Annotated in this window: 10 protein-coding genes and 1 pseudogene; 8 read left to right on the forward strand and 3 right to left on the reverse strand. The window is 62.2% G+C overall.

From position 1 onward, the window contains the following. Positions 1-103: 103 nt before the first annotated feature. Both EJ070_RS13510 and EJ070_RS13515 read right to left on the reverse strand, forming a co-directional pair. Entirely contained in the window at positions 104-3,397 is a 3,294-nt protein-coding gene (locus EJ070_RS13510; RefSeq protein ID WP_126091799.1) for an AAA family ATPase, read from the reverse strand. Positions 3,398-3,814: 417 nt separating this feature from the next. Next, positions 3,815-4,042, reverse strand: coding sequence for a helix-turn-helix transcriptional regulator (locus tag EJ070_RS13515; protein WP_210211986.1), 228 nt, complete (start codon positions 4,040-4,042; stop codon positions 3,815-3,817). 135 nt (positions 4,043-4,177) lie between these two features. Between EJ070_RS13515 and EJ070_RS13520 the strand changes: the two genes are divergently transcribed. The 3 genes and pseudogenes from EJ070_RS13520 to EJ070_RS37030 all read left to right on the forward strand — a co-directional run. Continuing rightward, a complete protein-coding gene (locus EJ070_RS13520) occupies positions 4,178-4,873 on the forward strand; it encodes a hypothetical protein (RefSeq protein WP_126091800.1) in 696 nt (231 codons plus the stop codon). A gap of 315 nt (positions 4,874-5,188) precedes the next feature. After that, on the forward strand, positions 5,189-5,464 hold the full coding sequence (locus tag EJ070_RS13525; protein WP_126091801.1) for a hypothetical protein: 276 nt from the start codon (positions 5,189-5,191) through the stop codon (positions 5,462-5,464). Continuing rightward, positions 5,461-6,513 (forward strand): annotated as a pseudogene (locus EJ070_RS37030) (recombinase family protein); the annotation flags it as partial. The gene EJ070_RS13525 and the pseudogene EJ070_RS37030, both read left to right, overlap by 4 nt. A gap of 57 nt (positions 6,514-6,570) precedes the next feature. On the opposite strand, the gene EJ070_RS37035 reads toward EJ070_RS37030, so the two are convergent. Continuing rightward, positions 6,571-6,996 (reverse strand): hypothetical protein, encoded by a 426-nt coding sequence (locus EJ070_RS37035; protein WP_245464873.1) that lies wholly within the window; start codon positions 6,994-6,996, stop codon positions 6,571-6,573. A 256-nt stretch (positions 6,997-7,252) separates the two neighbouring features. Here EJ070_RS37035 and EJ070_RS13535 point away from each other — a divergent pair, with 256 nt between their 5' ends. The 5 genes from EJ070_RS13535 (at position 7,253) to EJ070_RS13555 (ending at position 11,896) form a co-directional block, all read left to right on the forward strand. Continuing rightward, positions 7,253-7,894 carry a ThuA domain-containing protein gene (locus EJ070_RS13535; RefSeq protein WP_126091802.1) on the forward strand — a complete coding sequence of 214 codons (642 nt, stop codon included), beginning with the start codon at positions 7,253-7,255 and terminating at the stop codon, positions 7,892-7,894. Between the two features lie 151 nt (positions 7,895-8,045). Further along, positions 8,046-8,789, forward strand: a complete 744-nt coding sequence (locus EJ070_RS13540) for a FadR/GntR family transcriptional regulator (RefSeq protein ID WP_126091803.1) — start codon at positions 8,046-8,048, stop codon at positions 8,787-8,789. Positions 8,790-8,869: 80 nt separating this feature from the next. Further along, complete coding sequence (gene dgoD / locus EJ070_RS13545; protein ID WP_126091804.1) at positions 8,870-10,042, forward strand: galactonate dehydratase; 1,173 nt, start codon at positions 8,870-8,872, stop codon at positions 10,040-10,042. Between the two features lie 2 nt (positions 10,043-10,044). Then, complete coding sequence (locus tag EJ070_RS13550) at positions 10,045-10,821, forward strand: SDR family oxidoreductase (RefSeq protein WP_126091805.1); 777 nt, start codon at positions 10,045-10,047, stop codon at positions 10,819-10,821. Positions 10,822-10,906: 85 nt separating this feature from the next. Next, positions 10,907-11,896, forward strand: a complete 990-nt coding sequence (locus EJ070_RS13555; protein ID WP_210211978.1) for a substrate-binding domain-containing protein — start codon at positions 10,907-10,909, stop codon at positions 11,894-11,896. Positions 11,897-11,940 lie beyond the last annotated feature (44 nt).

An 11,940-nucleotide genomic window follows, 5' to 3' on the forward strand; every position in this document is an offset into this window, starting at 1 on the left:
CCGACCTCCCTGGCCTCGACCCGGATGAGCAGCCGTATCTCGCGCTTCTCTAAAGTCAACAGTCGCACCTTTGTCATCATTTCGCGGACGTGGTGTGCTGGGTTCAGTTTGAAGAAGATCGATGACGAAGCGCGTTTTGGGTTTCCGCCATCCATCCGTCTGCTTGAATTTCTTTGAAAAGCTCAAGTGCGCCGTGTAGCAATTTCTTCGCGTTACCTCTGTTCGTGGCAAGTTCAAATCTGCCAAAGGCAAGCAGGCTTTGGGCGAGTTCAGGACGAGACTGGATTGTTTGGAGAAGATCGACACTTCTGCGGAACTGCGCGTCCGCCGATTGGCGGTCGCCACTGGCCTCGTAGGCTTGGCCGAGCGCGCGACGGGCAGCGCCAATCTCAAGCCTTGCCGTTACGCGCTCCGCGAGCTCCAATGCGCGTTCCGCTGCTTGCAGCCCGGCTGCAGCGTCCCCTTCTGCCAAGTGCAATTGGCTCAAAGCGATGTGCGGATAGATCTTGCAGAAATCGTCATCCAGCCGCCGTGCCACTGTCTTCATCACCGGATCCAGGAAAGCCCTTGCGTCGGAAATCCGGTTCAGCTTCAGGCAGGCGATGGCTGCCCAGCCTGACGACCACAACACAACGCTCCATCTCCCGTTTTCCCACGCGGTCGAAAGGTTCTGCTCGACGACCTGCACCGTGCGCTGCCACAATCCTTTGTAAAACCAAGATTCTGCTTCCATCACCACCCACGAGCGCACCTCGACGTCTTGGGTTGACGCTGCTATCTCTCGAACCATCTGCGCAAATTGGAGGGAGCGCTTCAACCTCCCGGCGCGGGCGTTGTAGCAGCGGCCGGGACCTGCGGCGAAGGACCCAAGTTCTTCCAGATCCCCGACTTCCTTCAACAGATTCGCAGCCCGTTCGATCTTCTCGAGTGATTCCTCAAGCCGTCCGGTATTGCCGAGCAAGATGGCGTAGCGCATCGCGACTTCGGCCTGGCACGCCGTATCCGTGAAACTGGCATGTAGTTCTGCGCTGACCAACAAGGACTCTTCCAACCAATCCATGCCTTTGAAGGACTGCAGCCCCGCCAAGGCCGCGATGTCTCCCTCAGCACACGCGATTGCCCTGTCGACTTGGTGAAGCGCTTCGCCACGCTCCTCTTTGGTCGCGTATGGCCTGCCACACCTGACCCGCGCCAGGACCGTCTCTACGTATGTTTTTTGGTGTGCCGCCGTGTCCGGAAGGTGTTCGAGGGCGTGGATGGCGCGCCGGTAATGCTCGGCCGCCTCCCAGCGAGCCCCTCGACTCTGGGCTTTCGCCGCAGCCAAGAGCCGGCAATTCAGGACCTCTTCCCAGGCATTTGCTCTCTCGTAGTGGTGCGCAAGCAATGCCGGATCGTCGGTCCGCGCCTGCGTAAGCGCACCGGCAATACGCTTGTGCAGTTCTTTCCGCGTGTCACGTAGCAAGCTGCCATAGGCCGCATCCTGAAGCAGAGCGTGCCTGAAGACATAGGTCGCTCCCGAAGCGGCTTGCCGGAAGACCAGCAGCCCAGCGTCGACCAAGGCATCCAAAGCAGTTTGTAGGGCAGCTCCATCGGGATCGCATACGCGCTCGAGAAGCTCGATCGTGAACTCCCGGCCTATTGCTGCCGCGGTCTGATAGACCCGCTTTCCACTGGCGAGCCGATCGAGCCGCGCCATCAGCATGTCTTGAAGTGATGCGGGCACGCCCCGCTCGAGAGCCCCGGCGGAGCTCGGTTGACTCTGTGCCTCAATCAGGGTCCTGGCCATCTCTTCGAGAAAGAGAGGTATCCCATCGCTCCGCTTCACAATCTCTTCAACGATGCTTTCTGGCAGCAAGTCAGAGTCCGCCAGCGAACCGATCATTTTCTCGCACTCGCGCTTGGCTATGCGATTCAACACAAGCGTCGTGACATGAGGCTGATCGGACCATGCGACGCTGATCCCGGGACGCGAGGTGACGATTAGCAAGACCGGCAGAGCCTCTACCCCGTCGACGAGCCGGTTGAGAAACTCGCGTGTCGACAGGTCACACCAGTGCAGATCCTCGAAGATGATAATCAATGGACCTTTGGCGCAGATATCTTCTATAAGGCCCGCAAGCACATCAAAAGTGCGTTCCTTCTGTTGAACCGCATCTAGGCTTGGCCAGCCGCCTTCTCCTCGGTTCATTGGAAGCGAGAGAAAAGCTGCGAGAACCAACAAAGCGTCGTCTCCCTCGGCAGATTTGGGGAGTATCGCCGCCAACCTTCGCAACTTTTCGCCCGGATTGAGCTCCGGGTGAATGTCGGCTGCTTGCTCTAGCTGCATGACCAGAGGGTAAAACGCTCGGTCCGCATGTGAGGGCGAGCATTGATAGGTCAGGCGCGCATGAGGCCGATCCAGTAGCTTTGCTCGCACAGCTTCACAGAGGCGTGACTTGCCGATACCTGGCTCGCCCGAAACGAGAACGACTTGGCCTTCGCCCGCCTCTGCTTGCCGGAATCGCTTTGTCAGCAGTTCCACTTCATCGTCGCGCCCGATCAGCGGCGTGTGGAGCCGGCCGTGCAGAGCTTCAAAGCGTGTCTCTCTGGCCGCCTTACCCAAGATACGCGAAGCGCGCACGGGCTCCGGAAATCCCTTCAAGAGATGTTCGCCAAGATCGGCAGTCTCATAGAGATTGCCGAGAAGCTGCCGCGTGCTGGCCGAGACCACGACAGTTCCGGACTCCGCGATGCCCTGCAGCCGCGCAGCCAGATTCGGAGTTTCGCCGACCACAGCGCGCTCTCGCGCCGTTCCAGTGCCGGTCGTTTCACCGACCATTACAAGACCTGTCGCGATACCGACGCGAGCCGCGATAGCTCGTCCGATCGCGGTGTCCAACGTTGAGACTGCGAATGTCAGTTCAAGGCCCGCCTCGACGGCGCGCTCAGCATCGTCCTCGTGGGCGCGCGGCCAGCCGAAATAGGCCAGCACCCCATCGCCCATGAACTTGGCGATATGCCCATCCCATCCCGCCACGATCTTTGTGCAACTTAAGTGATAAGCACGTATTGCGTTGGCCACATCCTCGGGATCGAACTCGACCGAGAGGCGCGTCGAGTCCACCAGGTCACAGAACATCACCGTAAGCTGCCGACGTTCGGGCGACAAATCTTGCGAGGGCTCAGCCGACGTGACCGGTTCCGTGGCTCCTTCGTTGCTCCGTCCGGTGTCAGGTACTGAAAGGCCGGCTATCGCCCTCAGAAGTCTGCGCCGATCACCTACCGCGGCAACCCCCATTTCTTTAAGATCATCGCCCGTCAGGCTATGCAGCACATCGCCATCGATCTTGTTTTTGGCAAACGCTTCCACGTACTCGCCAAGACCTTGTTTCTCCAGCCATTTGGCGACGTCGCGCATAGCGCGTTCCCCAATTGCTTGGCTAAGACGGACGAATTGCGGACCGTCTCACTGAGCGGCATGCCTGTTGACATGGTGTGGGCCATGCAACTTGATGTCCATCGACTCCTAGTTCCGACCTTGCTCTAGCGCCGAAGTCGCTGCGACCGATCGCTCGGAAGCCATCGTACCAAGACTCATGATGAGATACCATTCGAAGCTCGAGCCTGGTGTCGAACAAAGGGGACCGAACGTCCGGAATGGATCAAACTCGAGCAGCCCGCGCAATCCAGGCGAATGTCGGCCTACGGGCCTTTAGCATGCCAAACCGGACCGACGGCTAGCGGCACCATTGCAGACTGAATTGTCAGCAAAGCGACCAAGGATGCCTTCGAACTTAGCTGGCTTCGAAACATGGCATGCGCGATTGAGGTGTCGCTAAGACCGCTTGGCTATGCGGACACCGAGGCCGCCGCCGTTCTCTGCAATGAATTCCACTCCGGCAGCTTCGAAGGCCTCGCGTATTCGATCGAGCGTAGGCTGTTTAAGCGCCTCGCCTCGTTCCAGGCGCACAATCGTCTGTGTTGAAACACCCGCTTCTCTAGCAAGATCGAGGACACCCCAATCCAGCGCGGCCCGGGCCATCCGACATTGGACCGGCGTCATAAGATCACCATAATATGGTGATTTTTGTTGCTCATATGCTGCTCTAACTGTATTCATGAGTGCACTAAACGGCCGGAACGGTGACGCAACACCGATCCGGCCTGACCACAACCCTAGCTGCTAGGAGCTCGGATCATGGCTGATTCCGACAATACCACGCCTTTGTCTTTCGTCACTCGGCGGCTGCTGATGACGCAGCTTGTTGCGGTGGCTGGACTGTGGCCTTTTGGCGCGCGGGCGCGAGAGAATATGTCGATCAAGGGCCGTCAGGACGATCCAGCTCTTCGATTGTGTGAGAGCTGGCACGAGGTTCATCGCTCGACCTCGGCTCTATGCCGGCAACAGCAGCGATTGGAGACATATCTTGTCGAAGCGATTGGCTTTCCCTGTGCCAAGATGCAGCTTCCCGGCGGCGGGGAAAAGACGATCCATTCCGTCGAGAGTCTCGAGGAACTCTATTCTCCCGAAAACGAAGTGGCATGGGATAGGGCGCTAGCGGATCTAGCTGCACATCGGGCGCGCTGGGACGCTACCGATGCCGAGATCGGGTTTTCGAGAACTGACGAACTAATACAGAGATCGGAAGCGGCGGAACAGGCGCTTTTGGATGACCTACCGCTGACTCCGGCATGCTCCGTTGAAGGTGTATTGGCTAAGCTCTTGGTAATCCTGCGCTACGGTGAACATTGGGAGGATCCAGACGAATTCCCCCGGCGTCATATCCGGTCGGTGCTCGATGACCTTGCCCGCTACCATCACATTGATCCGACAACCATCATCGCTTCCTGCGCGCGAGAAAGGCATCAGGAGTGCAAAGGAAGCGCTGGCTGATCAGGGATTTCTCCATGACGACGATCGCGTGGGTGTGCTCTGGCTGCCCATTGCGGAGACGACAAAGGGAATCCCCTGGTTATGTTCGAGTGTCTGCAAGTGCTCTCACCGAAACAGTTGGAACGCACAATAGTGCCGGCCAACCGGTGTCCCTTTGATTGAGCGCTATCGCCTGTCTTAGCGACTAGCTGGGAGACGAAACCGCACGGCGCAAGTTATTGCACGCTGCGGCCCTACGACGTGAACTTCGTACTTTCCTTCGCCATCTGGAGGCCTCTGATGGCAGGTCGATCCACCATTGGGAGAGCGACCGCGATGGCAGAGGAAACCATGACTGGGCCGCAGGCGTTGGTTCCGGCGAATGACAACGGCGACCTCGTCAGCCCGGAAGATCGCCCCGAACTCACGGCGGCGGCGAAGGTGGATCGGGTGGTGTTGGACATCGCCCGGCTGATCGGCCGGCAACTGGCACGGGAGGCGTTCGAGGTGGTTCTGGCGGCCAACGACAATCGTCCAGGCCGCCAAGAGGGAGAGGGCAGGGGGCCGGATGGGAAACCCCTTGGGAACAAGAGAGAGGATCCGCCGCCATGACCCGTGTCGCACTCTATGCCCGCTATTCCTCCGACAGCCAGAGGGATGCCTCCATCGAGGACCAGTTGAGGCTGTGCCGTGAGCAGGCGGCGCGCGAGGGCTGGAGCGTGGCGGGAACCTTTGAGGATGCGGCGATCTCCGGCGCCAGCACCGTGCTACGGCCGGGCATCCAGCATTTGGTCCGCGATGCCCAACGCGGCTGCTTCGAGGTGGTGCTGGCCGAGGCGCTCGATCGCATCAGCCGCGACCAGGCGGATGTCGCAACCCTTTTCAAACATCTCAAATTCGCCGGCGTTGCCATCGTCACTTTGGCCGAGGGCGAGATCAGCGAATTGCATGTCGGTCTCAAGGGCACGATGAATGCGCTCTTCCTCAAGGACCTTGCCCTCAAGACCCATCGCGGCCTGCGCGGGAGGGTGGAGAAGGGCAAGGCCGGAGGCGGACTGTGCTACGGCTACCGGGTGGTGAAGAAACTCGATTCCGAAGGTGAGCCTGTTCGCGGCGACCGAGAAATCGTGCCGGAGGAAGCGACCATCGTGCGCCGCATCTTCCGCGAATTTGCCGCCGGGAAGAGCCCGAAGGCGATCGCAGTCGATCTCAACAAGGAGGGCGTTCCTGGCCCGCTCGGCCGGCATTGGGGCGACACCAGCGTGCGCGGGCATCTCATCCGGGGCACCGGCGTCATCAACAATGAACTCTATACCGGTGTGCTGGTCTGGAACCGCCTGCATTTCGTCAAGGATCCTGCTACCGGCAAACGCGTCTCCCGGGCCAATCCGCCAATCAAATGGATTCGCACCGAGGTGCCGCATCTCAGGGTCGTCGAGGACGAACTGTGGCAGGCCGTGAAGGAGAGACAGAAATCCATCGCCAACCAGTTCGAGGCGGTGGCGATCGCCACGCGCAAGGCCCGGGCCAGGAAGCTGCACACCATGAAGCGGCCGGTCTCCCTCCTTTCCGGCCTGCTCATCTGTGGCTGCTGCGGCGGGCGCTACGGCCTGTTCACGCGCGACCGCTATGCCTGTCTCAACCACCAGCGCCGGGGCATCTGCGCCAACGGCCGCACCATCACCCGCGAAAAGATCGAACAGCGAGTCCTCGCCGGTCTAAAGGAAAGGCTGGTGTCGGCCGATGCGGTGGCCGAGGCGATCAGAGCCTTTGCCCAGGAGACCAACCGCCTGAACCAGGAGCGTCGCGCGCAAGGGGAACAGGACCGCAAAGCGCTCGACAAGGTCGAGCGCGCTATCGCCGGCATCATGGCCGCGATCGAGGATGGCCTTTACCAACCTTCGATGAAAGCAAGGATGGAAGACCTGGAGCGGCAGAAGGCTGAGATCACGGCGCGTCTGGCAGTGGCGCCCACAGACGTGCCCGACCTGCATCCCAATATTGCCGCTCTCTACCGCAAGCGGGCCGAGCAGTTCACGCAAGCGCTCGCCGACCAAGAGGACGGACGCCGGGCCGCAGAAGCGTTGCGCTCGTTGATCGGAGAGATCGTGCTCACGCCGGGCAACAAGCGCGGCGAAGTTCATGCCGAGCTACGCGGCGAGCTGTTCGGCATCCTCGAACTCGCCAAACCCGACCGAAATGAACAGTCCGACGATGTTATGACAAAAGGGGTTGCGGGTCCCCGCAACCAAATACAAAAACGGCCCGCCTCGCGCGGGCCGTTTTTGTTTTTCGCCCTGCGGTTTCTTTCCAACTCGACACGGCAGAGCTTTGCAGCGATGGTCGCTCGGCGCCCCGCGCCACCGTTCGGCCGTGGCGCTAACGTAGGAGGAGCAGAACATGCGGCAGGCGTTGATCATCTGGGGCGGCTGGGAAGGGCACGAACCCGAAGCCGGAGCGCGTGCCGTCAAGGCGATGCTCGAGGAGGAAGGTTTTGCCGTACGCGTGGAGAACACGACCGCGGCATTCGCCGATCCGGCCATTGCCGAGCTCAGCCTGATCGTGCCGATCTACACCATGTCCAAGCTCGCCAAGGCCGAAGAGGCCAACCTGACCAAGGCTGTCGAAAGCGGCGTCGGGCTGGGCGGTTATCATGGCGGCATGGGCGACGCGTTCCGCGAATCGACCGACTACCAGTTCATGTGCGGCGGGCAGTGGGTCGCGCATCCCGGCAACATCATCGACTATCGGGTGAACATCGTGCGACGCGACGACCCGATCATGGATGGCATCGACGATTTCGCCTACCGCTCCGAGCAGTATTACATGCATGTCGACCCCTCGAACGAGGTGCTGGCGACCACCACCTTTTCGGGCGAACACGCGCCGTGGATCGACGGCGTCGTCATGCCGGTTGTGTGGAAGCGCCGGCACGGCAAGGGACGTGTATTCTATTCGTCGCTCGGCCACGTGGCGAAGGAGTTCGAAGTGCCGCAGATGCGGACGATCCTGCGCCGCGGGCTGGTGTGGGCTGCGCGCTGAGTCCGTGACCTCAGGTCGATCGCTGCGCGCCGATGCGTGCGTCGCGGCCTTAGCGGCTCTACTTAATAGATCATATGAATTGGTGATTTACATAAGACGTAAGCTTTCATACAACAGCTTGCTACAGCGTGCTCTATCGGGAGAGGATTGCGTGGAGACCATCGTTCCTTCGGATGCAACAGGGTGGATGCCTTCGGTCGACCAGGGCGGGGCGAGCGTGCACAACGCCGTCGTCAGCATGTTGGGTAGCCGCATCCTGGGCGGGGACTATGCTCCCGGCGCCGCCCTGCCGCGCGAGGACGATCTCTGTGCCATGCTGGGTGTCAGCCGTACTTCGGTGAGGGAAGCGGTCAAGGTGCTGTCGGCGAAAGGCCTCGTCGAGGCCAGGCGTCGGGCCGGCGTCCGTGTTTTGCCGCGCGACAACTGGCGCCTGCTCGACCCTGTGGTGCTCGGCTGGCATCCCGCCATCCAGGATGATGAAGAGCTGGTTTCCGGCCTGCTGGAGGCGCGCCGCATCTTCGAGCCGGCGGCGGCGGAGCTCGCCGCGAGGCGCGCCACCGCCGCCGATCTTGCCGAGATCGAGCGCGCGGTGGATGGGATGCGCGACAACATTCCGAACGATCTCAACGCGGTCTGCCAGGCCGATCTTGCCTTCCACAAGGGCGTGATCGCCGCCAGCCACAATGTCGTGCTCAAGGGGCTGGTCGGCATGCTGGAGGCGGCTCTGCGCGCCACCTTTCTCGTCACCAACCCCTTGATGGAGGCGCAGTCACGCGCGCTGTCGGCGCATGTCGCGGTGTTGGAGGCGATCCGCGTCCGCGACACCGCCGGCGCCCGAGCCGCCATGAACCGACTGCTCGACATCGCCGCCGACGACCTTCACGCAAAGGGCTGACGTTTCTGCCTTGACGCCATTTTAGATCGTATGATAACTCGGTTTCGTATGATCTAAGTGCCGTCTGGGAGGAGTTGCGCTTGAGAATCGTCGCGATCACCACGCGCGTCGTGAACGCGGATATGCGCAACTGGGTGTTCGTGCGCATCGAAACCGATCAGCCAGGCCTCTACGGCTGGGGCGAGGCGACGCTGGAATGGAAGACCCAGGCCGTCGTCGGCGCCGTCAACGACCTGGCGCCGCTTTTGATCGGCCGCGATCCGCGCGACATCGAGCAGGCCGTGCGCATCCTCAAGAAGCACTCGTTCTGGCGCCTGGGCGTCATCGGCATGTCGGCGGTTTCCGGCATCGAGCTGGCGCTGTGGGACATTTTCGGCAAATGGCTAGGTCAGCCAGTCTGGCGGCTCACCGGCGGCAAGGTGCGCGACCGGGTCAAGGTCTATACCCATCTCGGCCTCGGCGACATGCGCGCGGTCTATGAAACGCTCGATGCCGAGCCGCTGGTGCAGCGCGCCTCCGAGGTGGTGGCCAGGGGCTATCGCGCGCTGAAGGCCGTCTTCATTCCCTACAGCCACTATCACGCCCCACTTGTCGAGGTCGACAAAGTCGGCCGCCTCATGGAGACACTGCGCAAGACGGTTGGGACGGAAGTGGAAATCATGGTCGACTTCCACGGCCGTCCCGCTTCGGCCTCGACCGCCCTCGCCTATATCGACGCGCTTGCGCCGCACCGGCCGATGTTCGTCGAGGAGCCGCTGCCGCCGGGCGAGACCGGCGCGCTGGCGCAGCTCGCCGCCAAGTCGCGCGTGCCGATCGCCACCGGCGAGCGGCTGGTCGACCGTCCCGAATTCGACGATCTCTTTCGGGCAAGGGCGGCCGATATCGTGCAGCCGGACATCTGCCATTGCGGCGGCCTGCTCGAGGCGAAGAAGATCGCCGCGATGGCCGAGGCGGTCTCCGTCGGCGTTGCGCCGCACAATCCGCTTGGTCCGATCGCCGGGGCGGCGGCGCTGCACTTCGCCGTCTCCACACCCAACCACCTGATCCAGGAAGAGATGGTCGGCGCTGTGCCCTGGTATTTCGAGGTGGTGAAGGGGCCGATCCGCATGGTCGACGGCTGCTGGCAGGTGCCGGACGCGCCGGGGCTCGGCGTCGAGGTCGACGAGGCGGTCGCCGACCGGCATCCCTACAAGCCGGAAGTCATGCACACCACCAATGCCGTGCTCGCCGACGGCACCATCGTGGACTGGTGACGATGGCCGGGCGTCTCCAAGATAAGGTGGCGATCATCACCGGCGCGGGCCGCGGCATCGGCGAGGCGACGGCGCGCGCCATGGCGGCGGAAGGCGCGGCGATCGTCGTGGCGGAAAAGGATGCGGCCAGCGGAAAGAGCGTTGCCGCTTCTCTGATCGAAAGCGGGGCACGGGCGCTCTTCGTCGAGACAGACGTCGCCGACAGCGGATCCTGCGAGGCGATGGCCGAGCGGACGCTCGGCGCTTTTGGCCGGATCGACGTGCTGGTCGCCAATGCCGGCATCAACGTATTCCACGAGCCTCTGGAAACCACCGAGGCGGAATGGCGGCGCTGCTTTGCCGTCGATCTCGACGGCGTCTGGTATTCGACACGCGCGGTGTTGCCGACGATGCGCGGTCAGAAGCAGGGCGCGGTCGTCGCCATCGCGTCCTGCCATTCCTTCGCGATCATCCCGTCGACCTTTCCCTATCCGGTCGCCAAGCACGGGCTGCTCGGCCTGGTGCGGTCGCTCGGCATCCAATACGCGGCCGAAGGGATCCGCGTGAACGCGATCGCGCCGGGCTATATCGAGACGCAGATCGCGGTCGATTACTGGAACACCTTTCCCGATCCGCAAGCCGAGCGCCAGCGCACCTACGACCTGCACCCGCCGCGCCGCATCGGTCGGCCGGAGGAGGTGGCTATGACCGCCGTCTTCCTCGGCTCCGACGAGGCGCCGTTCATCAACGCGGCCTGCATCGTCATCGATGGCGGGCGCTCGGTTCTCTACCACGAATGAGGTTTCGCACCGGCGGCCGGTCGCCGGAAAACGTCTTCAAAGCAGATCACGTCCCACCGGCCCGGGATCGACAGGGAGGAAAACCATGAAAATGATCAGGGCATGCCTGGTTGCGGCCGCGACCGCTGCCGTCGCGCTGACGGTCCACGGCGCCGGCGCGCAGGACAAGATGAAGTTCGGCTACATCAACAAGATGGGCGACCATCCCTGGTTCGTGCGCGAGGTGAAAGGCGCCAAGGACAAAGCCGCCGAGCTCGGCGTCGACCTGCTTGTCCAGGACGTCCAGTTCGACGCTAACCTCGCCGTCACCACCTTCGACACTTACGTCGGCGACGGCGTCAAGGGCATCGCCGTGGTGGTGCCGGATCGCTCGCTCGGCCCGGTCGTCGCCGACAAGGCGAAGGCCGCCAAGATCGGCCTGATCGCAGTCGACGACGACATCGCCTTCGCCGACGGCACGCCGGTCGCCTATGTCGGCATGAACGCGCTCAACATCGGCAAGCAGGTCGGCGGCGAGATCGCCCGCATCGCCAAGGCCGAAGGTTGGGACAAGGACCTTTCCAAAGTGCGTGTCGGCTCGATCGAGGACCAGAAGGCCGACACCTGCATGCGCCGCAACAAGGGCGCCGAGGAGGCACTGGTGGCGGCGATCCCGGAGATCAAGTCGCGCATCGTCTCGATCCCCTACGACAACACTATGGTCAACTCGATCGACGTGGTGTCGACGACGCTGACGGCCAATCCCGACGCCGAGAAGTGGATCTTCTTCTCCTGCAACGACGACGGCGTGCTCGGCGGCGTGCGCGCCACCGAGAATGCCGGCATGAAGCCTGAAAATGTCATCGGCATCGGCATCGACGGTTCCCGTTCCTGCGAGGCCTTCGGCGCCGGCAAGCCCTCGGGCTTCCGCGGCACGATGTGGCTGGACAGCGCCAAGCATGGCGCGGCCGCCATCCAGGCGCTTTACGACCAGGCCAACGGCAAAGAGATGCAGAAGGACTATTTCCAGGACGCCACCCTGATCAGCGGCGAGAACTTCGCCAAGTTCAAGGATACGCTCGGATGCAAGTCCTAGGCTTTCCTTCGGCCCCATGGCTGGTGGCTTCATGGCGGGCGGCT

Source organism: Mesorhizobium sp. M1E.F.Ca.ET.045.02.1.1 (genome assembly GCF_003952485.1).
GTDB lineage: Bacteria > Pseudomonadota > Alphaproteobacteria > Rhizobiales > Rhizobiaceae > Mesorhizobium.

Bases quoted from the DNA above. Each gene is read 5' to 3' on its own strand.
- EJ070_RS13555 (WP_210211978.1), top strand. From the start codon at position 10,907: ATGAAAATGATCAGGGCATGCCTGGTTGCGGCCGCGACCGCTGCCGTC.
- EJ070_RS13515 (WP_210211986.1), bottom strand. From the start codon at position 4,042: ATGACGCCGGTCCAATGTCGGATGGCCCGGGCCGCGCTGGATTGGGGT.
- EJ070_RS13520 (WP_126091800.1), top strand. From the start codon at position 4,178: ATGGCTGATTCCGACAATACCACGCCTTTGTCTTTCGTCACTCGGCGG.
- EJ070_RS13550 (WP_126091805.1), top strand. From the start codon at position 10,045: ATGGCCGGGCGTCTCCAAGATAAGGTGGCGATCATCACCGGCGCGGGC.
- EJ070_RS13510 (WP_126091799.1), bottom strand. From the start codon at position 3,397: ATGCGCGACGTCGCCAAATGGCTGGAGAAACAAGGTCTTGGCGAGTAC.
- EJ070_RS13535 (WP_126091802.1), top strand. From the start codon at position 7,253: ATGCGGCAGGCGTTGATCATCTGGGGCGGCTGGGAAGGGCACGAACCC.
- EJ070_RS13525 (WP_126091801.1), top strand. From the start codon at position 5,189: ATGGCAGAGGAAACCATGACTGGGCCGCAGGCGTTGGTTCCGGCGAAT.
- EJ070_RS37035 (WP_245464873.1), bottom strand. From the start codon at position 6,996: ATGAACTTCGCCGCGCTTGTTGCCCGGCGTGAGCACGATCTCTCCGAT.